The organism is Oryzomonas rubra (assembly GCF_008369015.1).
GTDB classification, from domain to species: Bacteria; Desulfobacterota; Desulfuromonadia; order Geobacterales; family Pseudopelobacteraceae; genus Oryzomonas; species Oryzomonas japonica.
This window is the reverse complement of sequence record NZ_SRSD01000007.1, coordinates 47,310-72,845: the sequence shown is the minus strand read 5'-3', so window position 1 is coordinate 72,845 and position 25,536 is coordinate 47,310. Positions and strand designations below refer to the sequence as shown.

At 55.9% G+C, this 25,536-nt stretch carries 23 protein-coding genes; 4 read left to right on the top strand and 19 right to left on the bottom strand.

What is annotated here, in order from left to right; translation table 11 throughout:
* Nucleotides 1–15: 15 nt before the first annotated feature.
* Complete coding sequence (locus ET418_RS12045) at nucleotides 16–1,083, bottom strand: sensor histidine kinase (RefSeq protein WP_149307866.1); 1,068 nt, start codon at nucleotides 1,081–1,083, stop codon at nucleotides 16–18.
* A 267-nt stretch (nucleotides 1,084–1,350) separates the two neighbouring features.
* On the opposite strand from ET418_RS12045, the gene ET418_RS18175 reads away from it, so the two are divergent.
* Complete coding sequence (locus ET418_RS18175; RefSeq protein ID WP_188055507.1) at nucleotides 1,351–1,941, top strand: DUF4337 domain-containing protein; 591 nt, start codon at nucleotides 1,351–1,353, stop codon at nucleotides 1,939–1,941.
* 40 nt (nucleotides 1,942–1,981) lie between these two features.
* Here ET418_RS18175 and ET418_RS12035 read toward each other — a convergent pair whose 3' ends face one another.
* The 4 genes from ET418_RS12035 to ET418_RS12020 all read right to left on the bottom strand — a co-directional run bounded on the left by ET418_RS12035 (nucleotide 1,982) and on the right by ET418_RS12020 (nucleotide 8,086).
* Nucleotides 1,982–3,343 carry a DUF4403 family protein gene (locus ET418_RS12035; protein WP_149307864.1) on the bottom strand — a complete coding sequence of 454 codons (1,362 nt, stop codon included), beginning with the start codon at nucleotides 3,341–3,343 and terminating at the stop codon, nucleotides 1,982–1,984.
* A 340-nt stretch (nucleotides 3,344–3,683) separates the two neighbouring features.
* Nucleotides 3,684–5,303, bottom strand: a complete 1,620-nt coding sequence (locus tag ET418_RS12030; protein WP_149307863.1) for an NADP-dependent glyceraldehyde-3-phosphate dehydrogenase — start codon at nucleotides 5,301–5,303, stop codon at nucleotides 3,684–3,686.
* Nucleotides 5,304–5,485: 182 nt separating this feature from the next.
* A complete protein-coding gene (locus ET418_RS12025; protein WP_149307862.1) occupies nucleotides 5,486–6,406 on the bottom strand; it encodes a 2-dehydropantoate 2-reductase in 921 nt (306 codons plus the stop codon).
* 156 nt (nucleotides 6,407–6,562) lie between these two features.
* Nucleotides 6,563–8,086 (bottom strand): sigma-54-dependent Fis family transcriptional regulator, encoded by a 1,524-nt coding sequence (locus ET418_RS12020; protein WP_149307861.1) that lies wholly within the window; start codon nucleotides 8,084–8,086, stop codon nucleotides 6,563–6,565.
* Between the two features lie 185 nt (nucleotides 8,087–8,271).
* On the opposite strand from ET418_RS12020, the gene ET418_RS12015 reads away from it, so the two are divergent.
* Together ET418_RS12015 and ET418_RS12010 are read left to right on the top strand one after the other, a co-directional pair.
* Entirely contained in the window at nucleotides 8,272–8,904 is a 633-nt protein-coding gene (locus ET418_RS12015; protein WP_149307860.1) for an FMN-dependent NADH-azoreductase, read from the top strand.
* Nucleotides 8,905–8,920: 16 nt separating this feature from the next.
* On the top strand, nucleotides 8,921–11,032 hold the full coding sequence (locus ET418_RS12010) for a molybdopterin-containing oxidoreductase family protein (protein WP_149307859.1): 2,112 nt from the start codon (nucleotides 8,921–8,923) through the stop codon (nucleotides 11,030–11,032).
* A 101-nt stretch (nucleotides 11,033–11,133) separates the two neighbouring features.
* On the opposite strand, the gene ET418_RS12005 is transcribed toward ET418_RS12010, so the two are convergent.
* From ET418_RS12005 to ET418_RS11955, 11 genes are all read right to left on the bottom strand, one after another.
* Entirely contained in the window at nucleotides 11,134–11,772 is a 639-nt protein-coding gene (locus ET418_RS12005) for a flavodoxin family protein (RefSeq protein ID WP_246153044.1), read from the bottom strand.
* Nucleotides 11,765–12,523 carry a nickel pincer cofactor biosynthesis protein LarC gene (gene larC / locus ET418_RS12000; protein WP_188055528.1) on the bottom strand — a complete coding sequence of 253 codons (759 nt, stop codon included), beginning with the start codon at nucleotides 12,521–12,523 and terminating at the stop codon, nucleotides 11,765–11,767. The genes ET418_RS12005 and larC overlap by 8 nt, the downstream gene beginning before the upstream one ends.
* 71 nt (nucleotides 12,524–12,594) lie before the next feature.
* The gene (gene larB / locus ET418_RS11995; protein ID WP_149307857.1) at nucleotides 12,595–13,248 is read right to left on the bottom strand and encodes a nickel pincer cofactor biosynthesis protein LarB; all 654 of its coding nucleotides are present in this window, start codon (nucleotides 13,246–13,248) and stop codon (nucleotides 12,595–12,597) included.
* A 14-nt stretch (nucleotides 13,249–13,262) separates the two neighbouring features.
* A complete protein-coding gene (locus ET418_RS11990; RefSeq protein WP_149307856.1) occupies nucleotides 13,263–14,243 on the bottom strand; it encodes a DUF362 domain-containing protein in 981 nt (326 codons plus the stop codon).
* A 201-nt stretch (nucleotides 14,244–14,444) separates the two neighbouring features.
* Nucleotides 14,445–15,254 carry an ATP-dependent sacrificial sulfur transferase LarE gene (gene larE, locus ET418_RS11985; protein WP_149307855.1) on the bottom strand — a complete coding sequence of 270 codons (810 nt, stop codon included), beginning with the start codon at nucleotides 15,252–15,254 and terminating at the stop codon, nucleotides 14,445–14,447.
* Between the two features lie 47 nt (nucleotides 15,255–15,301).
* The gene (locus ET418_RS11980; protein WP_149307854.1) at nucleotides 15,302–16,441 is read right to left on the bottom strand and encodes an aldo/keto reductase; all 1,140 of its coding nucleotides are present in this window, start codon (nucleotides 16,439–16,441) and stop codon (nucleotides 15,302–15,304) included.
* Nucleotides 16,442–16,510: 69 nt separating this feature from the next.
* Entirely contained in the window at nucleotides 16,511–17,041 is a 531-nt protein-coding gene (locus ET418_RS11975; protein WP_149307853.1) for a flavodoxin, read from the bottom strand.
* A 91-nt stretch (nucleotides 17,042–17,132) separates the two neighbouring features.
* Nucleotides 17,133–18,191, bottom strand: coding sequence for an NAD(P)-dependent alcohol dehydrogenase (locus tag ET418_RS11970; protein WP_149307852.1), 1,059 nt, complete (start codon nucleotides 18,189–18,191; stop codon nucleotides 17,133–17,135).
* A gap of 163 nt (nucleotides 18,192–18,354) precedes the next feature.
* Entirely contained in the window at nucleotides 18,355–19,743 is a 1,389-nt protein-coding gene (locus ET418_RS11965; RefSeq protein ID WP_246153042.1) for a multidrug effflux MFS transporter, read from the bottom strand.
* 14 nt (nucleotides 19,744–19,757) lie between these two features.
* Nucleotides 19,758–20,165 (bottom strand): cupin domain-containing protein, encoded by a 408-nt coding sequence (locus ET418_RS11960; RefSeq protein WP_149307851.1) that lies wholly within the window; start codon nucleotides 20,163–20,165, stop codon nucleotides 19,758–19,760.
* Nucleotides 20,166–20,250: 85 nt separating this feature from the next.
* Nucleotides 20,251–21,237, bottom strand: coding sequence for an aldo/keto reductase (locus tag ET418_RS11955; protein ID WP_149307850.1), 987 nt, complete (start codon nucleotides 21,235–21,237; stop codon nucleotides 20,251–20,253).
* Between the two features lie 189 nt (nucleotides 21,238–21,426).
* Between ET418_RS11955 and ET418_RS11950 the strand changes: the two genes are divergently transcribed.
* The gene (locus ET418_RS11950; RefSeq protein WP_149307849.1) at nucleotides 21,427–22,344 is read left to right on the top strand and encodes an AraC family transcriptional regulator; all 918 of its coding nucleotides are present in this window, start codon (nucleotides 21,427–21,429) and stop codon (nucleotides 22,342–22,344) included.
* 167 nt (nucleotides 22,345–22,511) lie between these two features.
* Here ET418_RS11950 and ric read toward each other — a convergent pair whose 3' ends face one another.
* The 3 genes from ric to ET418_RS11935 all read right to left on the bottom strand — a co-directional run bounded on the left by ric (nucleotide 22,512) and on the right by ET418_RS11935 (nucleotide 25,342).
* Nucleotides 22,512–23,225: an iron-sulfur cluster repair di-iron protein gene (ric, locus tag ET418_RS11945; RefSeq protein WP_149307848.1), complete on the bottom strand. Its 714-nt coding sequence runs from the start codon at nucleotides 23,223–23,225 to the stop codon at nucleotides 22,512–22,514.
* A 74-nt stretch (nucleotides 23,226–23,299) separates the two neighbouring features.
* Nucleotides 23,300–24,631 (bottom strand): cbb3-type cytochrome c oxidase subunit I, encoded by a 1,332-nt coding sequence (locus ET418_RS11940; RefSeq protein ID WP_149307847.1) that lies wholly within the window; start codon nucleotides 24,629–24,631, stop codon nucleotides 23,300–23,302.
* Between the two features lie 9 nt (nucleotides 24,632–24,640).
* Complete coding sequence (locus tag ET418_RS11935; protein WP_149307846.1) at nucleotides 24,641–25,342, bottom strand: c-type cytochrome; 702 nt, start codon at nucleotides 25,340–25,342, stop codon at nucleotides 24,641–24,643.
* Nucleotides 25,343–25,536: the final 194 nt, after the last annotated feature.

The window sequence follows — 25,536 nt, the reverse complement described above, 5'->3', positions numbered from 1 at the left end:
CCGCAGGGGAGGAAACTAGACAGCTATCCTGAACTCGGCGCCGCCGTCGATGTTTCGAGCGGAGATGCTCCCTCCCATACTGTTCTCGATGATCACCTTCGACAGGTACAACCCGATGCCGGTACCTTTATGGGGCTCCTTGGTGGTGAAATACGGGTCAAATATCCTGGGGATGACAGCTTCGTCGATACCTCCCCCATTGTCATGCACGGTAACCACACACCGACCGCTTTCCCGGAAGATTCGGATGGTAATGCACGGCGCCTCCACCTCACGCTCCAGTAAAACATCCCTGGCGTTATTGACGATATTCAGCACGGCGCGGGCATACTCGTTTTTATAGCCCACAAGCGTCACACCCGCTTCAGCCTGCACATCCACACGGATGTGGGCATGCTGGAGCGAGGCGTCCAGGAGCCCTGTGGTCTGGGCAATCACCTTATCCACATGGAATCCCCGTTTCACCGTGTCTTTGAGGAAAAAATTGCGCAGGTCGTCTATCTTCTGCGACATGCGTTCAATCGTGGCCATGGCATTGTCCACATCTTCCTGAAACTGTCCCGGGGACAATGTGCCGGACAGATAACCAAGATTGAGGTTCTGGACAATGAGCCCGATATTGTTGAGCGGTTGGCGCCATTGATGGGCGATATTGGTAATCATTTCTCCCATGGCGGCAAAGCGGTTCTGCCGGATGAGCACCTCGTCCTTCCTGCGCAATTCGGCAACCGTAGCGGCAATGCGCTCTTCCTGGTTTTTGTTCACACGTTCCAGTTCCGCCCGCTGCCGCTGCAATTCCCCCTGCACCTGGTTATAGCGCAGGAACAACGGCTTGATGAGGATGATCCCGCAGGTCATCAGGATGGAGATGACAAGCCCCAGCATCTCTACGGTCACGTCCCACCGTGAAGAGCCGGCAAGGATATGGGCAAACATGACCGCACGGCGAACCCCCATGATGATCAGTCCGCTCGCAACAAGCATCCAGGCGGTCTTTTCTCCGCTGACCCGTATCAGCCGGAGCGCCATGAACGCCGCCAGAAACTGAATCGCAACCGAGAGAGTCATGATAGCAACCATCATGACGCGGCTCCTCTGCTTAAAGGCATGGAATGGCTTGCTATAAAAACTGTAGTTTATATACGCCCATTGTCAATTACCCCTTTCAGAAGGTATCGGCGGTATCGGTGCCAAAGCTGCCTTCGCCCTGCCCCGTATGGGACATTTTTCCGTCGTTCAGCTTACAATCCGCCCTTAGGTGTTCCCCCCGATGATATCGTAATTGACAGCCGATGGCAGGAATGGATACTGTTACGGCATGGCCCTATATTTTGTCAGGAGGGAGATGCCGTGACCGAATTGAATAACATGCAACAAAGCCTCGACGCAGCAGAGACAAAGAATCGGCTCAACAATTGGGTGGCGGTGAGCGTGGCCCTGGTCTCCGTCTTCATGGGCATCACCAAGGTTAAAGACGATAACATCGTCCAGGCCATGCTCCAGGCCAAATCAAATGCCGTGGATAGCTGGAACGAGTACCAATCGAAGAAGATCAAGCATCATGTCGCCGAGCTGGGTCTGGGCCAGTCCATCGCGCTTCAGGCCATGGCGACGGGGAAGGGAAACGTGGTGCTGATGACACAGCAGAGGCACTATCAGGAGTCGATTGCACGCTACCAGGCCGAGGAAGATGCCCTGATGAAGAAATCGAAGGCGTTCGAGAAGGAGTACGATGACCTGAACTTCAAGGACGACCAGTTCGACCTGTCCGACGCGGCCCTCTCCATCTCGCTGGCCATGCTGGCCATTACCGCCTTGACCGGGAAGCGCACGTTGCTCTTCCTGTCGCTGCTCTTCGCCGGGTTCGGAGGTATCATGGGGCTGGCCGGGCTCTTGGGGCTTCATCTTCATCCGGATGCACTGACGCGACTGCTCTCCTGAGGGATGCGGAGGCTATCGAACCGTCGTCCCTGGCGATGGGCTATTGAAAAAGAATGGCAGATTCTCCCTCGGTGTACACCTGGAGGGATATTCTGTCCTTTTGCATAATCACATCGCCAAACTTCAGATCCTTTACGTCACCCGTCAAAAATACGTGATCCATCAACGGCACCCGAGCAAGCGCTTTTCCGGCCATTTGGCGTGATTGTTCCAACTGCCGGTTCAGATTCATATTGAGCTTATCCTGAATCACACCCCTGATGGTGCCGTGCAGAAACCAGTCGGCCGACTGGAGCAGCAGGCTTTGGGTCTGCATGTCAAAGTCCACATCCTCCACGGAGAATACGTTGGTCTTTGGATCATAGACCGGCTTGGCGGTCAGATAGAAGACCCCGTCCAGCGATCCCTGGGTCTCCAGCTTGATGACGAGTTTGTCCCCGTTGCCATACAGGTCGAAATCCTTGATGACGATACTTTTGCCGTCGGAATCGAATTGCTTGTTGCGCAACAGGGGCGCAGCGATGGCACGCAGGTCCTTGTAGAAGAGATCGGTATTCAGGGCGATGCGGAACGTCCTGTCGAACGTGTTGACCAGTTTGAGGTTGGGCAGGGGCGGCAGGGGCTGCGTCGCCGGTTCGGGACCCACCACCAGTTCGGCAAACGTGCTGATGCCCACACTCAATCTGACCTTATTGTTCCGGGCAGACAACGGGCAGAAAACAACCTCACGGGGGGTCAGTTTCAGCCAGACACTGCGGCTTTTATCCAGCAGAACCGGCTGCCGGGCGCTGTTCCAGACCCTGGCAACCAGGGCTTTCACAGGAATCAGGTCATTGATCTTTTTGTTGACTAGATCGGATACTACCCGCTGCAGTGGTTGGGTAATCCCCTCCACGATGCTGCGCGGCTTGAACGAGAGGGGGCCGATGCCGACCTCCTCGGTCACCAAATCGCTCAGCCCCTGGTAGTAGATCTCCGCATGCAGTCGCCAGTCGGGGGTAATGCCGGCAGTGGCCTTGAATTTCAAAGTGACGGGAATGGCGGGGGTTCCGAACATGCCGTAGTTGAGCGACATGGCGACCGGCAGGGTGACGTACAGGTAGTTATTGGCTGCGCTGACAGAGATCGGGCCGTTGCGCCTCACATCTGCGGTCAGCCCACTCGTCCCGGTTGCCCCCTTGTACAGCTCTTTATGAACCGTCTGGTTCAAAACTCGGGCGAGTTCCTCCGCTGTCGCCTCTACCGGTACGTTGAGCGTGGAAACATCCCTTCTCAGCACCGTGCGAAAGGCTTCATCCTGCGGCCGCTCGGCCGTGAGCGTCTTCACGCCGGCGCAGGAACTCAGGGATAGTGCGAGCAGTAACAATATAACCGGTGATGCTATGCATTTTTTCGAAATCATGTGTGACCCAGTCCTCTCTGTGGATGCAACGTGAAACCGTGACTTACCGTAGTACGCTCGACATCGACATACCCCATCGCCACACGGCTGGTTTTCAGGGTCAAAAATGCCGTGTCGTTTATTGGAAAAACCGAATTCCGACTCATGATATTTTTGCACGAGCCAGGACACTTGAGGGCATGAGAAAGATATGCGCATGGTATATTATGGCGAGAGAGGACTAAGGCCCCTTCCGATGAGCGGCGCCCTACGGTCAGCTATGTATGGCATATGCCCGGAATGCGGCGACGCCGGGATGGTGTGGCAAGACGATCAGTGCCCCTTTACCCAACCGTCCCCCTTACAGCATGAAATCCGTGGGGAGGAAGTGGGATTTCCGCCCCTTGACGATGTCGGTGATGATCTCCCGGTTGTCCTCGGACTCCCGCGTTGCAACCACGATCCTGATGGAAAATATACGCAGGGCGTCGGCCACGGATTGGGTCCCTTCGGCGGAGTTTTTCCGGCCGTTGAAGGGGAAACAGTCGGGGCTCCGCTGGCACTGGCTGTTGATGTTGATACGGCAGACCTGGTTGACCAGGGCGTCCACCAGTTGGGCCAGCAAGTCGCTATCACGCCCGAAGATACTGGCCTGCTGGCCGTAATCCGATGCGACCACATAGTCGATCGGTTCCCGGATATCGTCGTAGGGGACGACCGGGATGACCGGGCCGAACTGTTCCTCGTCATAAACCCGCATGGCCGGGCCGACCGGGTAGAGCAGCGCAGGATAGAAGAACGAAGCGTCGTTGATGCCGCCATCCCTGTTCACTACCCGTGCGCCGAAGCCTTGAGCGTCCCGCACCAGCCCTTCCAGGTAGCCCGGTTTTTCCGGCTCCGGAAGCGGCGTGATAGTCACCCCTTCATCCCACGGCATGCCGCACTTCAGGGCGTCAATTCCTGCGGACATGCGCTCCACAAAGGCATCGGCAATGGAACGGTGCACAAACATGATCTTCAGCGCGGTGCAGCGCTGGCCATTGTAGGTAAGACTCCCCCGCAGGCACTCGGCCACCGTAAGATCCAGGTCGGCATCCGGCAGGATGATCGCCGGGTTCTTTGCGTCCAGCCCGAGCACGCAGCGCAGCCGATGGGGACGGGGATGGATCGCGCGGAGCGCGTCGGCAACCCGGTGGGTGCCGATGAAACCGAGCACATCCACCTTACCCGAGGCAAGCAGGGGGGGCACGACCACCTCGCCGTCACCGTAGACCGTGTTGACGACCCCCGGCGGAAACGAGTCGCGAATGGCCTCCAACAGCGGCTGAAAGAGCAGGATGCCGAAGCGGGGCGGTTTGAGCAGGATGGTATTTCCCATGATCAATGCGGGGATGAGGGTCGTAAAGGTCTCGTAGAGCGGGAAATTGTATGGCCCCATGCAGAGCACGACCCCCAGGGGGGCGCGGCGGATTTGACCGATGATCCCCTGCTGGATGATAAAACGGGACGAAACCCTGTCCAGTTCCTTCAGCGCCTCGATGGTGTCGTGGATATAGGTGACGGCCCGTTCGAACTCGCGCTTCGCCTCTTGCAGGGACTTTCCGATCTCCCACATGAGGAGCTTGACGATCTCCTCCCGTTTTCCCAGCATGGTGTCCGTAAAACGTTGTACACACAGGATACGCTCCCCCACCGACATGGTCGGCCAGGTTCCCCGCCCGTTGTCATAGGCCCGCACCGCCACCTGAAGAATCTCCAGGACCGCCCCTTTACTAAGCAGGGGAGACTCCCCTACCCGCTTCGGGACAAGCCCTCCCTCCGCTGCAACCCGGACCGGCGAAAGGACCTCCTGCAAGGGGCCATCCCAACGGCGCAATTCGCCGTCGATCAGGTAATAATCCTGCCGGATCGGCGTTTCGATGCGGTATGGTTCAGGAATTTGCTCTTCCGCGGGAAATAATGATGTAATGGTCTGTTTCATCGGGCTGTTTTCCTGATCATGTTGCTACCTCTTTGCCATGTCATAGGGTAAAAAAAAGCCGGGGGCCGCCACCCCTGGCCTCGGTTTTCCGGCCAGTTCTCGTGCAGGCTCCCGAATTTAACTACTAACTATATAGATTTATATCCTTACTGGCCGTCGCTGTCAAGGAAAAGATCGAAGCGTCAGGGGTGAACCGGCTCGCCAAGGTCCAGCAAAGCATTGAGCATCCCAACCCGGACCATCGGCACCCCCTGCTGTGCCGCATAACACAGGGGAATCCGGTAGATCGCCTCCAGTTCCAGGGGGCGCCCCTCAAGCCGGTCGACCATCATGCTGGGCCGGTAGTCGCTGGTATGCTGGACCGTGCTGGTCAACATCTCATCCCGGTATTCCCGGGAGACCGGTTCGGATAGTCCCTGGGCGTTGCCTCCGGCGATGACCTCGTCCATGATTTCCGCGACCAGACAACGGGTGGCGGGATTGGCCAACAACGTGCCGGGGGTCTGGTTGGTCAAGGCGCACAGGCCGTTGAAAGGGATATTCCACACCAGCTTTTCCCAGCGGATCTTGCGGAGGTCGGCTACCGCCTCGCAGGTAACGCCGGCATCGCCGAACATGGCTGCCAATCGTTCACTCCGCAACGAACGTCCGCCACTGAATTCCCCCAGCCGGATGGAGCCGAGCGCCATGTGGTTCACGATCCCCGGTTCGCCACGGGTAACACCGATCATGGCCACCCCGCCCAGCACACGATCACCGCCAAAAGCGTCTGCCAGCAGTTCTTCGTTGCCGAGGCCGTTCTGAACGGTGAGCAGCGCAGTGTCGCTCCCCAGCAACGGCCGCACCATCTCCACCAGATGCTGGTTGGCAAAGGCCTTGAGCGCAATCAGGACCAGATCGACGGCTCCCATGTCGCAGGAATTGCGAAATCCCCGGACCTCTTCAAGGTGAAAATCGCCGCGCGGGGACGTGACGGTCAGGCCGGACCTGGTAATGGCGTCATAATCCCGCCGCAGTAAAAAGCGCACCTCATGCCCGGCGCGTTGCAAGAGACTTCCGTAATAGAGGCCGACCGCCCCGGCCCCGACAACCGCAATTTTCATGGTTCGACGTTTCCTTTTGACCGTTTGCTTTTCGATGTAGCAGATACGAGCAGACGTTTATGGCTCTACTGCCTTGCTAGGCTTGGCACAAGGCGGTTTAAATGTCAAGACCGTTGTCCGCGTAACGTACGGCCAGGGCAGCCGCTGCCAGTATTCCTAGTTCCGGTGTCTGATACCGAGCTTCTCCATTCTGCTTCTGAGTGTACTGGAATTTATGCCGAGAATCCGTGCGGCCCCTCCTGGGCCGTTGATCTTCCCTTTGGTGAAGGCCAGGACTTTCCCAATATGCAGCGCCATGGCTTCATCAAGCGGTATCAGTTCCGGAAGGCCGGACTCCTTCTGAGGGGAACTCAAATCCATCCGTTCGGATCCCGGCAGGAGCGACCGGAATTCGAGCATCCCTCCCTGAAATCGGATTATCTCACGCTCAACGACGTTCTGGAGTTCACGGACGTTTCCAGGCCAATCGTAATTTACAAGTCGGTCCAAGGCTCCCGGAGCAATGGCAGGCTGCTTTACCAGCCCGAGTTCCTTACTTTTCAACCGCACAAAGCGGCGGGTCAAAGCGGGTATATCTTCCCGCCGCTGCCGTAACGGTGGAATGAATATGGGGAACATATTGATTCTGAACCACAAGTCTTCGCGAAACCGGTTTTCCCCGATCATCTGTTCAAGATTTCTGTGTGTCGCCGCTATGACGCGAATATCTAACGCAATGTTCTTCGACCCGCCAATCCTCTCAACCTCCCTGTTTTGCAAAACGCGAAGTAGCCGAACCTGGGCCGGAAGAGGAAGTTCGCCGATCTCATCAAGAAAGATTGTCCCTCCGTTTGCGCGCTCAAACCTTCCCCTCTTTTCTACATGTGCTCCGGTAAAGGCCCCTTTTTCATGTCCAAAAAGCTCACTGTCGATAAGAGAATCCGGTATTGCCCCACAATTGACCTTGATAAATGGGCCATCCTTTCGCGCCGATGAATAGTGGATGGCATTGGCAATAATTTCCTTTCCAACTCCCGTCTCACCGAGCAGAAGGACAGTGCTGTTGAGCGGGGCAACCTGGCGTACCATGTCCGTGACATTCCGTAATCCGCTGCCCCCCCCGATGATCTCGTCCGGTGTTCCCGTAGTAAGCTCCCTCAGAAGAAAACTCTTGTCATCGAGGAGTGTGTCGCGATAGTGGAGAAGCTCTTCATGGGCAAGTGCGTTTGAAAGCGCCATCGCGAAGGGTTCCGCCACTGTCCTGATCAGATCTACATGGTTTTCCCCGAAGCCGTTATCTCCATATGACCTGAGTATGAGTACACCGACCGGCCTTCCTTCAATGCGTAGCGGCACTGCGAGATCAGAATTCCCGTCGAGTTTAACCAGCGGCGCCATCGCCTGGGTGATGGGCGTTGCCATTGATGACGTCAGTACAACCGGTTCCGCTAGGCCCTTTACCAAATTCCACACACTCTCGGGAAGCGGGACAATTTCATCCGCTATCGCCCCGGAGGCTGAAACATGGGCCATCCTTCTGATTGCGCCCAACTGAAGGTCGTGAATGTCGAGGAAGAGTTCGTCCAGCGGGAAATGCTGACGCAGGTATTCATAGCATCGGGTAAGGGCGATCTTAATATCGAGGCTACTGCAAATGCGCAGGGTTGTTTCCCGAAAAAACTCTTCATTATTGAGCGGCATGATTTCTCCGATTAAGGTGCGATATTTCAAAATTTTACCACGACTCGCGAAATATCACACCGATAAAATCGATATTTCGCGTATCAAGCCGAGTTCATCGGTTAATATCACCTATTCACGGGCTTTTTCATTTGGCACGGTTGCAGCAAAGACTGGATAAAGGACATCTCGAAAGGAGAGCAATCATGGCAAACCTGTTGTACGTGACCTGTAACCTAAAGCCCGTCGAGCAATCGCGCAGTCTGACCGCAGCGAGGGAGTTTCTTGAAACCTATCTGCGGTATAATCCAAATGACCAGGTGGACTTTCTCGATGTCTACCGTGACCCGATCCAGCGGATAGACTCAGATGTGTTGACCGGGTGGCGGAAGCTTCGCGAGGGGAACGATTTCGCCGCTCTTGCCGCGGTCGAGCAGAAAAAAATTCAGCGCATTAACAGCACGGCGGACCAATTCATAGCCGCCGACAAATACGTTTTTGTGACTCCCATGTGGAATCTCAGTTTTCCTGCGGAAATGAAGATGTACCTCGATTCCGTCTGTGTCGTCGGCAAGACATTTATCTACACGGAAAAAGGACCGGTAGGGCTTCTGAACGGACTGGGTAAAAAATGCCTGCACATCCATTCAAATGGTGGCTTCCACTTTGGCAGGGAGGAGGACCACTCGGTACCCTACTTGAAATCGCTGATGCACTTCATGGGCATCGAGAACTTTCAGTCTGTAGTCATAGAAGGGGTGGATGCACGCCCTCATCAGGTCGCAGAACTGATGATAAAAGGGTGTGATGCATGTCGTTTCGCTGCGGCTACATTTTGAGAGTTGGAGGCAACATATGAAGTTCAAGGATTCGATCGTGCGGACATCGTGTCGAGGCTGCCATGGTGTGTGTCAAGTGCTGGTCTTTTTGGATGACGAGGGAAATCCCGTAAAGGTGACCGGAGACCCTGAAAGCCCGACGAGCTTTGGCTACATCTGTCCAAAGGGGATGGCTGGGCCGGAGATCATACATCATCCGGACAGGATAGTGACACCGCTGCGACGAACGGGGCCTCGGGGGTCGGGACAGTGGAAGGCGGTCTCGTGGGATGAAGCATTGGACGAGATGGCAGAGGTTTTCGACCGCATCCGCACAACACCCGGCCCCGAGTACGTGGCGCTCTGCCAGGGAACCGGCCGCCCTTACACGGAATTCACCGGGCGGTTCATTCATGCCTTCAGGTCACCCAACTTTGTGAGCCCTGGGCACAATTGTTTCCTGCCCCGAAACATTTCGTCAGGGCTTACGGTGGGATGGCTTCCCCAACCCGATCTTCACGGACCGGCCGGTACGATGCCTGCCGCGTTGCTTGTGATCGGCAATAACGCACTGGAGTTCGGCGCTGCTGACGGTCTTTGCTCCAGTTCCATTCGCAAAGCCATTCGGGCCGCCCAGGAAGTTATCGTCGTTGATCCGCGGCGCACACAGGCTGCGAAACAGGCCAGCCACTTCCTGCAAATCCGTCCAGGGACGGACTGCGCGCTCCTGCTGGCAATGCTCAACGTGATCGTCACCGAGGGCACCTACGATCAGGAATTCGTCGCACAGTGCTGCACCGGTTTTTCCGAACTCGCCGAGCATGTCAAAGCGTTCCCCCCGGAATGGGCCGAACCGATTACCCGTGTACCGGCGGACATAATCAGGGAGGCTGCGCGGGCCTTTGCCCGGACAAAACCGGGATGCGTCATCTGGGGAAACGGAATGGATTTGAACCTGTCTGCGTTTCAGGCCGGTCGCGCAGCGCTCATTCTCATGGCCATCACCGGGAACCTCGATGTCCCGGGAGGGATGGTTCGCTACGTTCCCCCCGCAGGAGTGCGGTCCAAATCGCCACAGGTAGACAAGGCGATTCTTGGAATGCAGTTTTTGCCGCCAGGTCAAAAGGAGAAAATGATCGGTGCCGGGCGCTTCCCTTTCGCTCCGGGCTGCCACCAGCCCTCATTCTGGGATGCGTGTGTGACAGGAAAGCCCTATCGCCCCCAAGCCGCTTGGCTGGTCGGCACCAATCCGCTAACCACTGCGACGCGGGGGGATGCTATTGAAGCAGCGCTTCGGGACCATCTGGAGTTTACCGTTGTTTCGGACTTTTTCATGACCCCGACAGCCGAATTGGCCGATCTCATCCTTCCTGCCGCTCATTGGCTCGAACAGGATGACGTCGTCTACTTTCACAAGGTGTGGTGTGTCCTGGCCCGCAAACAGATCGTGCAGACCGGCCAGGTACGAGATGACCGTGATGTCATTCTGGAACTGGCCCATCGCCTCGGCCTGAATGACGCATTCCCCTGGCACGACCGGAACGCGTATCTCGAATGGCTTCTGGAACCGTCGGGGATGAAATTCGAGGAATTCGCTGAGAAGGGAATTCTTTTGGGCGAAATGCGCTACAGAAAGCATGAGACGGAAGGGTTCCCCACCCCCAGCGGCAAGGTCGAACTGGTGAGTTCCGTGATGGAGAAAATGGGACGACCTCCACTGCCGGTGTACACCGAGCCGTCTATTTCGGACGCGGTTAAAGAGTACCCGTACATTCTGATGACGGGAAACAAGATCATGCCTTTCTTTCACTCGGAGGGACGTCAGATACCATCACTGCGTCGCCTCCGTCCCGGGCCGCGGGTCAGCGTACACCCGGAACTGGCTGAGGCGAGGAAATTTGCCGAAGGGGATGCGGTATCCGTGATCACGCCATGGGGAAGGTCGAAATTTATCCTCCATAGGGACGATGGTCTTCAGCCGGATGTGGTGCATGCAGAGCATGCATGGTGGTTTCCGGAAAAACCGGGGCCGGAGCATGGTTGGAAGGAGAGTGCAACAAGCCTACTGTTCGGGCATGAAGATTTTGACCCTGACTCCGGGGCTGAACCCTTGAAATCATCGAGGTGCCGGCTGGAACCCAGCGGCTGAGTATAACGGCCCCGGTTTTCTTGGACAGAGAAATGAGGTGAATTTATCTGTCCAAGGAGACAGCCAAGGAAAAAAGATGTAGTCAGTCCCGGGACTGACTATTATCCGTTTTTACCCATTTCATAGGCCTGTTTCATAGCCTGGCTTTCTGTAATGTCACCAATATTCCAGGCGCCAACGCCGTATATGATGCCCTTTTCTTTTGCTCCGTTAAGGCACGAGGTAAATCCTCTGAATCCTTCCAGGGTTCTTTTCATTGCCTGCGTGCTGTCGTCGGCAGCTGCGACGATGAAATAAAAATCCTTGTTGTTGATCTCGGTATAACGGGAACAGGTCCTGTCAATCAGGGTTTTCATTTGTGCACACATCGTATAGAAGTAAACAGGGGTTGCCATCACGATCACATCGGCCGCAATCATTTTCTCCAGGAGCTCGGCCATGTCATCTTTCTGTGGACATGCTTTTTTCCCGTTGATACAGGTGCCGCATCCCGTGCAGTAATTGATTTTTTTATCTTTTACAAAAATCTTTTCGGCGTGATGCCCAGCCTCTTGTGCTCCCCTAGCGAACTGGTCGCACAACAGATCCGAATTTCCGCCTCTCCGCGGACTGGAGGACAACACTAATATTTTTTTATTCATTTTGTGAGTCACCTTTTCATATGTCGATAAATTCAATTCTTTTGCCTCGTGGTTTTTCATTTCCGCGTTTCGAAAACCCAGGTGACGGGCGTCAACCATCGTCCCTCGGACCGCAGGCGAAGATTGCCCCGTTGGGCGCGTTGGCAAAGACCCGCGTGCCATAGACCAGAGCCCGCCTCTCCACCCGCATGGCGGGCCACGGCCCGAAGGTCGCACCGAGGCAGCGGAGCAGAGCCACAGCCGTCGGCGTTATTGTCTCGCCATCATCCGGGAAGGGACGGACGGGGATGCCTTCGAGGAGTTCCAGTACGGCGGGAGCCGGAACGGGGATGATGCCATGAGCGCAGGCGACGCCTCCATCCGCCAGCGGCAGCGGACTGACCACGAAGCGCGCAGGGGCAAGGCGGGTAAACAGTTCGCACGACATGCAGATATCCAGGATGCTGTCCAATGCGCCGACCTCGTGGAAATGGATATCTTCCGGTTTTTTCTCATGCACGGCAGCCTCAGCCGTTGCAAGCAGGGTGAAGGTATCCGTGGCGAGGCGTTTCGCCGCGTCGTCCATGCCACTCGCGGCAATGAGTGCGACGATGTCTGCAAGTGTCCGGTGTTCGTGCTGATGCGGCAGTGCGACTTCCGCGAACCAGCCGCCGATATGGTTCACCTGCCGTTTGGTCAGCCGCACGGTCCCGGACAGTTCGGGAAGTATGGCGGAGAGCAGCCGGTCCGTTTCCGCCTCGCCGGTTTCCGTCATACGCAATAGTCCGGCGAGCAAGATATCTCCAGACAGGCCCGAATGGGCTCGTATGGTCAGAACCCGATCATTCTGTTTTACGTTTTCGCACGGCATGTGCTCATGGGGGTGTGCGTGACCATGATGATGGTCGTGCCCTTCAGGTATGCTTTCTTCTTTCGTGCCGTTCATAATCCGTTGACCACCCTCGCTGCGGCGCAAGCGGCACCATAGCCATTGTCGATATTCATGATTGCGACGCCGGGAGCGCAACTGGAGAGCATGCTCGCCAGCGCGGCCTTGCCTCCGTGGGCCACGCCGTACCCCACGGAGGTCGGGACGCCGAAAATCGGCTTGGGTGTGAGGCCACCCATCACGCTCGTCAGGGCGGCGTCCAGCCCGGCCACCACAATGAGCGCATCAAAGGTATTGATTTCTTCCAAACGCTCCGCAAGCCGCCATAGTCCCGCGACGCCGCAATCCTCGAAAATTTTGTGTTCAATGCCCAGATAGGCCAACGTGCGTGCCGCTTCCCAGGCCACAAAGCTGTCCGCCGTTCCTGCGGAGACTACGGCAACCCTCCCCGTGGCCTTTGGCGGAAGCGTGTCCCCGAAAGCCGTGCGGGATAGAGGATGATAGTCATAGCCCGTACGGATCGCTTCGGGCGCTTGTGCGAAGACCTCCGGGGCAAGCCGCGTGAACAGGATCGGATGCCCGGAGCCGTTGCCGAAGCGGGAAAGCAGTTCTACTAACGCCTCAAAAGGCTTTCCTTCGCAGAAAACCGTTTCCGGCAGACCGATTCGCGCGGTGCGGGAATGGTCAAAAAGAATACCGTGGTCCATATCGCCTCTTGTCCTTACAGCGTAATCAACTTGTACTGATCATTGCCCATTTTCATCTCTTTCATGTACGACAGCTGGCGCAGGCCCTTGCGGGATTCAATGCGTTCCTTAAGGTCGTGAAGTTCCGCTTCGGGCAGCTTATACACCATGTCGATGGAAGCCTGGTCTACGGCCAAAAGATCGGTGGAAGCCAGGATGCCCAGATTGCGCGCCTTGACCGGAGCTGCCATGGTGCCGGCGCAGTCGCAGTCCACGGACATATTGCGCAGCACATTTATGTAGACGATCCTCGTGCCGAAATGATCCATGGTGGCTTTGGCCGACTCCACCATGTTTTCCTGGAAAGGTTCCCCCTTGAGCCAGCTCTCGTAATGCTCGTTATCCGGGGCGGCATGGACCATTTTCTTGCCTATGGGCCCGTCCGCGCAGCCTATGGCGATATTCTTCAGTGAACCGCCGAAGCCGCCCATGGCGTGCCCTTTAAAATGGGTCAGCACGACCATCGAGTCGTATGCAAGCATGTGTTTGCCTACCGACATTTCCTTGAAATGTTTCCCGCCTTTAACGGGGATCATCACTGCCCCGTCCTCGTCCATGATGTCCACCGGGCAGAAATCCCAGCCATTGATCCTGATGGTTTCGCGATGATCTGCTGTAGTCTGTCTCTTGCCCTTATAGAGAGTGTTTGTCTCCACCAGGTTGCTATTGGCAATACGCTGCTGCAGGGCCTTCACCAGGTCCCGCGGTAGTATGTTGGGGCCGTGCGGCTCGCCGGTGTGTACCTTGATCCCGACTTTGCCGGTTATGCCCTGATTGATCTTGGAATAGATCTGCAGCAGCCCGGCGGCACTGATGTCTTTTGTGAAAAAGACTTGGGACTGTTCCTGCTGCGCGGCAAAAACGTTGCTTATGCCGCCAAATCGGCTTACGGCTACGGTTCCCAGTGCAACGGCGCCTGTCTGCAGGAAATTTCGACGTGAAATGTTGTTTGCCATGTAACGCCTCCTTGGGGATTGAATGATTTTTTGATACCCGGTTTTCAATTTGCGCTGCCGACATATGTCGGATGTGACACGACAATAACCGTATCCGATACTACTCTTGAAAGAGCGAAGACTGATAGCCTAACTCTCTTGATTTCTTGCCCGATTGTCCGGTTTTGAGGGGAAGGTCGCAGACAACCGGGCATGGGCTTGTCAGCTTGCCGCGTCCGGACCCCGGTTCAGGCTTCCCCTGCGGTAGCCGGCCAGATCGACGGTCACATGGCGGTATCCCAGAGCTTTCAGCCTGTCGTCGACGCCGTGCTGCCGGGCGGCGGCAATCAGGGCGGGGATTTCTTCCAAGGGCACTTCGATCCGGGCGATCTCGCCATGACTCCGGAGCCGGACCGAAGGAAATCCGATCCGGGCCAGGAACTCTTCCCCCTCTTCGATGCGGCGCAACTCCGCCTCCTCCACCCGTGTGTCCACGGGAATCCTTGACAGAAGGCAGGCCTTGGCCGGTTTGTCCCATACCGAAAGTCCGAGACCTCTGGACAGTCGGCGGATATCGTCCTTGGCCAAGCCGGCATTCAAGAGCGGGCTCTCGACCCCGAGCTCCCGAAGAGCCCGGAGACCGGGGCGAAAGTCCTGCAGGTCGTCGGAATTGGTCCCCTCCAGGACATGGTCGATCCTCTCCTCGGCCGCCATCGCCAGCAGAGCCGAAAAGAGGTGGCGCTTGCACAGGTAACAGTGATCCGGCGGATTGTTCCGGATCGCCTCCGGGAACGGTTCGACGACCACCCGGTGGCGAACCCCGAGGGAGTCCGCCAGGGCCTTGGCTTCTGCAAGCTCGCTCCGGGGGATGTACGGGGTCGCCAGGGTCACGGCCAAAACATTCGTTCCTAAAGCCTCGTGGGCGGCATGAAGCAGGAAGGTGCTGTCAACGCCGCCCGAGAAGGCCACAACGACTTTGCCCATCTGCTGTAGATCCCGGAGAAGGCTCCGGTATTTCTTATCCTCTGGCATGTGCAATCCTTTTTCAGGTGTGTTTATATCCGGGATTGCCGACACGACTACTTGGTCGGCAGCCCCGGCCCGTTGTCGAATGTCTCCGACACATCCTTCATGAGTTTTGAAATCTCGATATGCTGCGGACAGACTTCTTCGCATTTCCGGCAGCCGATGCAGTCACCGGCCCTGCCGTGGTTCGATGCCAGATTCAGGTAATAGACGAACTGGCTTGAAATGTTGTCGGTCACGGCGCGTTTCGAGCTGTTGTAGAGCGCGAAGTAGTTCGGGATCGGTATGTTTTTCGGGCATTTGTCGACACAGTACTGGCAAGTTGTACAGGGAACGGCCGTGTCTGCGTTGATGATGCCGGTCACTTGGTCAATGATCCGGTACTCCTCTGCGCAAAGCGGCTTGAAGTCCGTCATGTACGACGTATTGTCGAGCAGTTGCTCCATGGTGCCCATGCCGCTGAGCACCATGATCACGCCTTCCAGGCTTGCCGCAAACCGAATGGCCCATGACGGGATGGATGCGTCCGGGTTGTACGATTTCATCAGCTCTTCCGCAGGTGCGGGAACCACGGCGAGGTTCCCGCCCTTGCAGGGCTCCATGACGATGATCGGCATACGGTGCTTGCGGGCGACCTCGTAGCACCTGCGGGACTGGATGCCGGGGTTCTCCCAGTCGATGTAGTTGATCTGCAGTTGGACGAAATCCAGTTCCGGGTGTGCCGTCAGTATTTCATCAAGCAGTTCAGGCGTGTCATGGAAGGAGATGCCCACCTTCCCGATGCGCCCCTCCTGTTTTTTCCTCTGGACAAAACCGAAGGAGTCGTACCGGCAGGCCAGTTGGTAGGCGCTGACGCCAATGTTGTGCAGCAGGTAGTAGTCGAAAAATTCGACGCCGCATTTTTCCAGTTGCTCGCTGAAGATCCGCTCGTGATCCTCCTTGTCCTTCAGCATTCTGGGCGGCAGCTTCGTGGCCAGGAGGAATTCATCCCTCCTGTGCCGCTTGACCAGCGCCTCTCTGACGAATGCTTCGCTCTTGAAGCCGTGATAGGACAGCGCAGTGTCGAAATAATTGAATCCCTTTTCCAGAAAGGTATCCACGAGCCTGTTGAATGTCTCCCTGTCCACGGACGCCTGATCATCCCTATTCAGAAGTGGTAACCTCATGCAGCCAAAACCAAGTTTCTTTATCATATTCCTCACCATTGATGTCCTGACCATGGCCAGCGTAAGCAATTATTATCAATTATGTTTTGGCTTGGCTCATGGGATCAAATCATGCTTTTTCAGCCAGCTCGCCACATCTTTGTCCGCTCTGCCGACACTGCCACCGCGAATCGCCAAACCGGAGAGCACCTTTGCCTGCGGACATAGCTTTTTGATATCGCGCTCGCTGCTCCCCATGCCGCTACCTTCATGGGTGCAATAGGGAATGATAGTCTTTCCCGAAAAATCATATGACTCAAGGAAGGTGAATGCCGCCATCGGCATCGTTCCCCACCAGTTCGGATACCCGAGGTAAATCACATCATAGGAAGCCATGTCAGCTACCTTTTCCGTCAGTTCGGGGCGGGCGTTTTGACTCAGTTCATCCTGTGCCACCCTGGTGGCCTCTGTATAATCTTCCGGATAAGGTCGTACGGTTTGGATCTGGAACAGATCGCTTCCTGTCTGTGCCTGTATTTTCTTCGCGGCTACTTCCGTGTTTCCGATTGGCAGATTTACGATACTGCCTCCCAGGTAATTATTCCCCTTGCGTGAAAAATACGCGATGAGGCTCTTTGAATGTGCCATTTCTCTCCCTTTTCTATCAAACCTAAACCGCCCACTCATCAATTTTTCATCTTCGATGTCGGTCGGATGTTGTTCCTGTGTCGTCTTTCACTTATTCCGATTTCAAAGAAGCCATGTCGATGGAGAAGCGGTATTTCACATCGGACTTGAGCAGCCTTTCATACGCTTCGTTGATCCTCTGGATGGGGATGACTTCCACATCGGAGGTGATGTTGTGCGAGCCACAGAAGTCGAGCATCTCCTGGGTCTCGGCGATACCGCCGATGATGGACCCGGAGAGGCTGCGGCGTCCGAACAGCAGCGCAAAGGCGGAGACGGAGAGCGGTTTCTCCGGCGCGCCGACGAGGGTGATGTTGCCGTCACGGCCGAGCATGGTGATATAGGCGTTGATGTCGTGATCGGCGGCAATGGTGTCGAGGATAAAGTTGAACGTACCTGCGTGTTTCTTCATGTCTTCGGCACTGGTGGAGATGATGACCTCATCCGCGCCCAAACGGAGCGCATCCTCTTTTTTGTTGGGCGAGGTGGTGAAGACCACGACGTGGGCTCCGAAGGCATGGGCAAACTTGACCCCCATGTGCCCCAGCCCGCCGAGGCCGACCACGCCGACCTTCTTGCCTGCGAGGTTGCCCCAGCGGCGCATGGGCGAGTACGTCGTGATCCCGGCGCAGAGCAGCGGTGCGACCCCGGCAAGGTCGAGGTTGGCGGGAACGCGCAGAACGAAGCGTTCATCGACAACGATGCTGTCGGAGTAGCCGCCATAGGTAACCCCGCCCAGGTGCTTGTCCGGGGAACCGTAGGTGAGGGTCTGATTCGGGCACAGTTGTTCCAGGCCATCCTGGCAATTGGGGCAGGTGTGGTCTGAATCGACCAGGCAGCCGACGCCCGCAAGGTCGCCCGGCTTGAATTTCGTGACCGCGGAACCGACCTTGGTGACCCGGCCGACGATCTCGTGCCCCGGCACGCAGGGGTAGACCGTGGGCATGATGCTGTGCCACTCGTCGCGGGCATGGTGAAGATCGGAGTGGCAGACGCCGCAGAAGAGGATTTCGATCTGCACGTCGCGTTCCGTCGTATCGCGTCGCGGGATTGTGCTGGAAACCAGCGGCGATGTGGCACTGGCGGCGGAATATGCTTTTGCTTTGAACATGGGTTTTCTCCTTGTTTTGATTTTAGTTTTAAGCAGCCTTGGTTTGATGGCGATCTCTGCAGCCAGATGTTGCTCGGTGATGTGGCGGCCAAAGCCGCTGCTTGCCCGCGTTATCAGCTACACTCATTCAGGCACACCGAATATCCTTCCAGACTTTGTTCTTTTAAAGTGATCCACACGCCTCTGTTTTGTCTTCTTCATTGCAGATAAGGCGCGCCGGCATGTACCGTACCCCGGAAAGCCCGGGCACCGGGAAGAGCAGCCACATGGAAAGCAAGCTTCCGACCCCGCAAAGCGCAATCACCCAACCCATCGGCCACGGCGTGCCGTTGGCGAAGATGCCGACCAAACCGGAACCTATGATACCGCTGCCGTACTGAATCGCACCGATCAGCGCGGACACGGCACCGGCACGTTCCGGGAAGTTGTTCAATGCACCGGTGATCGAGTTAGCGACAATGAAACCGGTCGCGGAGACAAACACGAGCAGAGGAACGACCAACCCCCAAAGTCCGCCCCAGCCGGTGCGGGCGAGCAGCGCCACCATGATAGCGGAAAACGCGGCGATGATGGTGCCGGCCAGAAGCATCCGGTCATAGCCGAACCGTGAAACCAGGTAGGAATTCAAAAGGTTGGAGGCCATGATGCCGATGATGCCAAGGCCGAACAGCAGGCCGTAAAGCTGTTCCGGCACATGGTAGTAGGTGATGTAGGCAAACGGCGTACCCGCGATATAAGCGAACATGCCGGCGTAGAAGAAACCACCTGTGCCCGCATAGCCCAGAAGCCGGCGGTCACGCAAAAGCTGGCCGTAACGGGCCATTGCGCGGCCAAGCGATTCCTCGTTGCGCCGCGTAACGGGCAACGTTTCGGGAATCGTGAACAACGCCGCGAGTGTCGCGATACCGATGCCGACCAGCGTCCAGAAAATGGCGCGCCATCCGACAAGGGCGACGATCTGTCCGCCCACCAGCGGTCCGACGAGAGGAGCAATCCCCATCACCGTTATCAGTATCGACAACATCTGCGCCGCACGGGCACCTTCATAGAGATCTCTCACCATGGCCCGTGACAATGCCACACTGGCGCAGGCGCCAAGGGCCTGTACAACACGCCAGCCGATCATAGCCAGCGCGCTTCCCGAAAGAGCGCAACCGGCCGAGCCGATCACGAACAGAACCAGTCCGATCGCCACCGAGGACCGGCGCCCATACCGGTCGCTGATCGGTCCCCACAGAAGCTGCCCCAAACTGAAGCCGATGAGATAGGCGGAGATCGTCAGGTCGACCAACCCCTCATTTGCGTGAAGAGAATGGCTCATCATGGGCATGGCGGGCAGATAAAGATCGGTCGAAATCGACGCAAAGCCCATCAGCATACTGAGGACAGCGAGCACGCGCCAACCCGGGGTGTCCGGCGCCGAAGCGCCGTCCCCCTTTTGTGCTTTTGGATGATGCGGAGTAGGCATTGAAGCCCCTGATATGCCGGACGCATCAGAATCCCGTTGATGTCCGACATCTTCAGGCTGTTTTTTTGTTATTTTTTCGGTCACGGTCTACGGCCCTGTTATTTCAATGTGTTGTAATCGTCTTCCGACACCGGCTCCAGCCAGGTTGCCGGACCCTTTTCGGGATGGACTTCGATGGCAAGATGGACAAACCAGCTATCCCTGGCAGCGCCATGCCAGTGCTTCACATCGGCAGGGATAGTGACGACATCGCCGGGGTGGAGCTCCTGCGCCGGCTTGCCCCATTCCTGATAATAGCCCCTGCCGCCCGTCACCAGCAGAATCTGTCCCCCCGTATGTGTATGCCAACTGTTGCGGCATCCCGGCTCAAAGGTCACATTCCCGATGGGAAGGGCTGAGCCGAAAGGCGTCAGCATGTTGAGCCAGACCGTTCCGTCAAAATTACTGCTCTCAAGTTTTTCTCCGATGGGAAAAATCACACTCTTGCTCAGATCGTTTGTGCTCATAATCACTCCCGTTATTTTTTTAGTTCTCTGCCGGTTTCATTTTGCCGTAATGGCTGTTTGTTTGCACCGTTCTCCGGCTTCAACTTCAACGTCCAACCCGTTTCTGCAAGTTTTCCGGGTAGCGTGCACCTTGCACCGTTATTTTTGATGCGGCGCTTTCGAGCTCGCGCAGGTCTCCCGGCGCAAGTTGAACTGAAGCGCCTCCGATGTTCTCGCGCAAGCGATGCGGCTTCGTGGTGCCGGGAATCGGAACAATCCATGGCTTTTGGGCCAGGAGCCAGGCCAGTGCGACCTGGGCGGGGGTTATTTTTTTCTGTTCCGCAAATCGACCGATCAGATCGACCAGTACCTGGTTTGCCTTTCGATTCTCCTCGCTAAAACGGGGAACCTGATTGCGGAAATCGGTGCTGTCAAATTTCGTTTCCTCGTTGATCTTTCCCGTGAGAAAGCCTTTACCCAAGGGACTGAAAGGAACGAATCCGATTCCGAGTTCTTCCAGGGTCGGCAACACTTCCGCTTCCGGCTCTCTCCACCAGAGCGAGTATTCGCTTTGGAGTGCAGTGACCGGCTGGACGGCGTGCGCGCGGCGGATGGTTTGCGCCCCGGCTTCCGACAGCCCGAAGTGCTTGACCTTGCCTTGCAGAATCAACTCTTTCACTGTCCCGGCCACGTCTTCGATTGGCACGTTCGGGTCAACACGATGCTGATAGAGCAAGTCAATCGTGTCCGTCTTGAGCCGTTTAAGTGATGCCTCGACGACCTGTTTGATATGCTCCGGCCGACTGTTCAGGTCGCCCGGCTTGCCGCTGTCACAATCGAAGCCGAACTTGGTGGCGATGACGACCTGATCGCGGAACGGTGCGAGGGCTTCGCCCACGAGTTCCTCGTTCGTGAACGGGCCATAGATCTCGGCAGTGTCGAAGAACGTGACGCCCTGCTCCACGGCCGAGCGAATCAGCGCGATCATATCCTGTTTATCTCCGGCCGGACCGTAGCCGAAACTCATACTCATGCACCCCAGCCCGAGGGCCGAGACTTCCAAGCCACTATTTCCTAATCTGCGTTTTTGCATTGTGTTCTCCTTTCACCTATCCAAGACTACCCCATTGATGATTCTACCGTACTCCAGGAACAGCAACGACAGATAGACCAATCCTGTTCAATTATTGCCTAATGGTACGAAATGCTGGATAATGATTGTAACGCAATGTGGGGTTAGGTACTATTCAGTAAGGATAAATTCATTCGAAACGAGGCAGTTATGCAGGAGATCGAGAATAACAACTTGGAAATTGCGCTCGAAGCTTTGGGAGCCAGCCTTGCTCAATGGACCGAAAAAGGCGAACAACACACAACCGCAGTCCCGGGTCTGTCGCTTTTCCGGCGGATTGAGCCGACCGAGCCGGTCACCGGCATGTACGAACCGAGCATTTGCCTGGTCACGCAAGGGGCAAAGCGCGTGCTGCTCGGCGATGACGCGTATGTGTATGACGCGCATCATTATTTGATCACGTCCGTACATCTCCCCACGGTCGTGCAGATTATCGAAGCGAGCCCGGAGAAGCCATACCTAGGGCTCAGACTGAAACTTGATCAGCGTGAAATCTCACAGCTGATGGTGGACAGTAATCTTCCCGCACCCCGTGCACAGCAATCAAGCCGCGGCATGGCGACCGGCGAGGTGACGTTGCCACTGCTCACCGCCTTTCAACGGTTGATCGACTTGCTTGCCGAAGAGCAGGACATACCGATCCTTGCGCCGATCATCCAGCGGGAAATCATCTACCGTTTACTCGTGGGCGATCAAGGCGAGCGCCTGCGCCAGATAGCATCGGCGGGGAGCCAGAGCCATCAGATAGCGCGGGCAATCGATTGGTTGAAGGCTAATTTCACACAGCCGCTGAGTATCAATGACCTCGCGGCTCAAGTCCGCATGAGCATTTCAACGTTCCATCACCACTTCAGGTCGATGACCGCCTTAAGCCCTTTACAGTACCAGAAACAGTTGCGCTTACAGGAAGCCAGGCGTTTAATGCTGGCAGAACACCTGGATGCCGCGACTGCAGCGTTCCAGGTAGGATACGAGAGCCCTTCCCAGTTCAGCCGTGAATACAACCGGTTGTTTGGCGCACCGCCATTACGGGATATTACGAATCTACGGCAGTTGGCAGCCGGTTGATCAAGTTTGTTGTTTATTTTTTTGCTATTTATTAAACGAACTACCAGTATATATACCAAATAATTTTAACATATATCTATTTTTCAGGTAAATACCGGCAATTGTATTCAGTAGATTGATTATTTTATTTTATTCGAAATATAATAATATTTACCCCCTACCCCAAGCTAGAGCTGTGCCGCCTTCGGGAAAAGGATGTTGTTCTCAAGGTGAACGTGTTTGTGGAGATCATCCTCGAACTCTCTGAGCTTCTGGTAAGTGAGCATGAAGGTGTTGCAGACATCGTCAGGGATTGTATACTCCTTTGAGATGTGGCGGATCTCGTGGATTGCATCGCCGATTTCTTCGTGCTCGCGATGGAGCCTGAGGAGGGATACACGAATAGTTTCCCGGTCCTTGGCATCAGGCGCACTGTCGGCTGTTCTGGCCGCATCGGCCCGTTTGAGAGCCGGGAAGAACACCTCTTCTTCCTCCTTCAGGTGCCCAGCCATGTCGGTTGCAATCTTTTCAAAGATGGCGGCGATCCGGATAACTTCGGGGTGGTGAGCCCCATGGACACCGGCGATCTTCCGTGCATAGGTGGCAATCTGCTCATCATTCTGCTTGAGATAAACGTGGTGGGTATTGACGATATAGTCGGCAAGAAATGGCAGCGGCCAGGACGAATAATTTTGGTTCCGTTCGAGCGGTTCATGCTGCACCGCCTCAAGTTCGCTTGTAATCGTGGCAAGATCGAGTCCTTTCTCTGTGCAGGTTGCCGCGAGAGCGACCTTGCCGCCACAGCAGAAATCGATGCCGTGGTTTTCAAAGACTGTGGCAGTCCGGTAATCGGCTGCGACAATCTCGCCGATGGTTTTGTTCCCCGATTTTGTTTTTTGCATGGTCTTCTCCTGTTTAGTGGTGAGTGGGGATGCAATAAAAGCCATTCACCGCCTGCATTGATATTGAACTTTTTTCAGTCCAGCCTCTCTGTTGCAGCTTTTGGCGACAACAGATCACACACGGTAATCAGCACGCCACCCAGGAAAAACACCCCCAGTACCAGCGTGACCCCCATCCATAGCCGCATGTAGGATTGGGCGGTCATGTACCCCATGCCGAGGACTCTTTCCAGGTAGCTTTGCAGGACACCCGCAATGCCGAAGGTGAGCCCCATCAGCATCATGGCACTGCACATGGTCCAAAAACCCAGTTTGGCACGGGTCGGCTTGTAGATCTCGATCCCTTTCAGCTGGGGCATGGCAAAATAGAAAACCAACAGGTTTAGGAGTGCATAGGCGCCGAAGAAGGCCAGATGGCCATGGGAGACGGTGACCTGGGAACCATGGGTATAATAGTTGACCTGTGGCAGGGTATGAGCGAAACCCCAGACACCGGCTCCGATCATGTGGAACACGGCACACCCCATGGCAATGGTCCAGGTGTGGGGATTGACGATTTGGGCATGCCGATGACGGACGTGATTCATGGTATCAATGACCATCAGCAGGATGGGGAGCGGCTCCAGGGCCGAGAAGACACCACCGACCCAGAGCCAGTATTTCGGAGCGCCAATCCAGTAGTAATGATGCCCGGTTCCGGCGATGCCGGTAAACATGAACAGGCCGATCTCAACGTAGAGCCACTTTTCCACCACCTGCCGGTCCACGCCTGTCAGCCGCATCAGGATGAAGGCCATAATGGCGCCGGTGACCAGCTCCCACGCCCCTTCAACCCAGAGATGGATGACCCACCACCAGTAGTACCAGTCAATCACCTCATTGCGATAAAAAGGGATGCCGGCCAGATAGAGGAGTGCCAGGAAAACCAGGCCGCCAAGCAGAGTTCCCTGGATGACGGTCCAGCGTCTGGCCTTGAACATGGTCATCCCGACATTAAAAAGAAAGACCAGTGCACCGACCACCACCATGTAGTTAAGAGGCGGAGGAATCTCCAGGAGTGGCCTGCCCTTGGTCCAGCCAAAAGCAAAGCCGACCAGCGCAACAACACCTGTTACAACGAGGGCGATCAACTGAAACCATGCGAGGTTTGGTGACCAGATCTCGCTCTCGGTTTCCATGGGGACGATGAAATAGGTCCCCCCCATGAAGGCAAGCAGCATCCAGAGTACCAGGAGGTTGGTATGCATGGCCCGCGCAGTGGCGAACGGAAATACGTTGACGACCTCTTGCGGTATGGTGAAGACGTAGTTGGATATCAGCCAAAGCCCCATGATCACCTGAAGGACAAAGAGGAACAGGGCGATAGTGAAATACCAATTAGCAATTTTTTGCGATGTATATGCCATGATGGCCTCCTATTTCAGGTTTCCCAGGAATTTTGCCACCTCGTCCCGTTCACGGTCGGAGAGCCCATTCTGCGGCGGCATCTTGGCATTGGGGTTCACGCTTTTGGGATTGCGGATGTACTGTTCGATCTGCTCAGATGTCAGCGTGCGACCGATGGTATCCAATACCGGGCCGAACGTGCCGCCAACACCATGCAGCGAATGGCAGTTCATGCACCCTTTTGTCTGGAAAACCGCTGCGCCTGGAGAAACCGTTGCCCCCAGTGACAGGCGTTGTTCACTGCGGGACAGGCGTTTTTTGCTGTCTTGTGGTGGCCAGTCGCCATTATCGATCTCGCCGACCCAGTTGAAGAATGGGACAAGACTTTCGATTTCCACTTCGGACACATGCTGCTGCGGCATTTTCCGGACTGAATTGGCGAAGGCCAACTCCGGATGTTTGACCCGGTAGCGGATGCCATCCTCGCCGACTCTTTGCACCACCTTGGTCAGGTCGGGCGCGTAGTAGCCGCCAAAGCCGAGGATGGTGTGGCAGTCGTTGCAGTTGTACTTTTCAAAAGCCCGTTTTCCGGCGACCACGTTCTCCGACAGCTTGTCAGCGTGGGACAGGGCGGCCACCTGCCTATGGGTGTCCACCGTCAAGCCGAGAAACAGAACAGCAGAGGAGAGAGTGCCCAGCAGAAAGATCCAAAAAGCGATTTTTTTGGTCATGAATGGCCTCCTTAGAGGTTCAGCAGAAATTAGTTAGTGATATTCGTTGATTTCCTCTCCGTTTCTGGTGCCGTCTAGTGAAAAGGTTAGTGCAGATGGAGCGAAGTACATTATGCAAGCCCCTCAACTCGCACCATGGCGGTAATTTAAACCTCATATGCAATGGGGGTGCTCACTTAAACCTATCACAAAAA

Bases quoted from the DNA above. Each gene is read 5' to 3' on its own strand.
- ET418_RS12045 (WP_149307866.1), bottom strand. From the start codon at position 1,083: ATGATGGTTGCTATCATGACTCTCTCGGTTGCGATTCAGTTTCTGGCG.
- ET418_RS12035 (WP_149307864.1), bottom strand. From the start codon at position 3,343: ATGATTTCGAAAAAATGCATAGCATCACCGGTTATATTGTTACTGCTC.
- ET418_RS12030 (WP_149307863.1), bottom strand. From the start codon at position 5,303: ATGAAACAGACCATTACATCATTATTTCCCGCGGAAGAGCAAATTCCT.
- ET418_RS12025 (WP_149307862.1), bottom strand. From the start codon at position 6,406: ATGAAAATTGCGGTTGTCGGGGCCGGGGCGGTCGGCCTCTATTACGGA.
- ET418_RS12020 (WP_149307861.1), bottom strand. From the start codon at position 8,086: ATGCCGCTCAATAATGAAGAGTTTTTTCGGGAAACAACCCTGCGCATT.
- ET418_RS12015 (WP_149307860.1), top strand. From the start codon at position 8,272: ATGGCAAACCTGTTGTACGTGACCTGTAACCTAAAGCCCGTCGAGCAA.
- ET418_RS12010 (WP_149307859.1), top strand. From the start codon at position 8,921: ATGAAGTTCAAGGATTCGATCGTGCGGACATCGTGTCGAGGCTGCCAT.
- ET418_RS12005 (WP_246153044.1), bottom strand. From the start codon at position 11,772: ATGGTTGACGCCCGTCACCTGGGTTTTCGAAACGCGGAAATGAAAAAC.
- larC (WP_188055528.1), bottom strand. From the start codon at position 12,523: ATGCCGTGCGAAAACGTAAAACAGAATGATCGGGTTCTGACCATACGA.
- larB (WP_149307857.1), bottom strand. From the start codon at position 13,248: ATGGACCACGGTATTCTTTTTGACCATTCCCGCACCGCGCGAATCGGT.
- ET418_RS11990 (WP_149307856.1), bottom strand. From the start codon at position 14,243: ATGGCAAACAACATTTCACGTCGAAATTTCCTGCAGACAGGCGCCGTT.
- larE (WP_149307855.1), bottom strand. From the start codon at position 15,254: ATGCCAGAGGATAAGAAATACCGGAGCCTTCTCCGGGATCTACAGCAG.
- ET418_RS11980 (WP_149307854.1), bottom strand. From the start codon at position 16,441: ATGATAAAGAAACTTGGTTTTGGCTGCATGAGGTTACCACTTCTGAAT.
- ET418_RS11975 (WP_149307853.1), bottom strand. From the start codon at position 17,041: ATGGCACATTCAAAGAGCCTCATCGCGTATTTTTCACGCAAGGGGAAT.
- ET418_RS11970 (WP_149307852.1), bottom strand. From the start codon at position 18,191: ATGTTCAAAGCAAAAGCATATTCCGCCGCCAGTGCCACATCGCCGCTG.
- ET418_RS11960 (WP_149307851.1), bottom strand. From the start codon at position 20,165: ATGAGCACAAACGATCTGAGCAAGAGTGTGATTTTTCCCATCGGAGAA.
- ET418_RS11955 (WP_149307850.1), bottom strand. From the start codon at position 21,237: ATGCAAAAACGCAGATTAGGAAATAGTGGCTTGGAAGTCTCGGCCCTC.
- ET418_RS11950 (WP_149307849.1), top strand. From the start codon at position 21,427: ATGCAGGAGATCGAGAATAACAACTTGGAAATTGCGCTCGAAGCTTTG.
- ric (WP_149307848.1), bottom strand. From the start codon at position 23,225: ATGCAAAAAACAAAATCGGGGAACAAAACCATCGGCGAGATTGTCGCA.
- ET418_RS11940 (WP_149307847.1), bottom strand. From the start codon at position 24,631: ATGGCATATACATCGCAAAAAATTGCTAATTGGTATTTCACTATCGCC.
- ET418_RS11935 (WP_149307846.1), bottom strand. From the start codon at position 25,342: ATGACCAAAAAAATCGCTTTTTGGATCTTTCTGCTGGGCACTCTCTCC.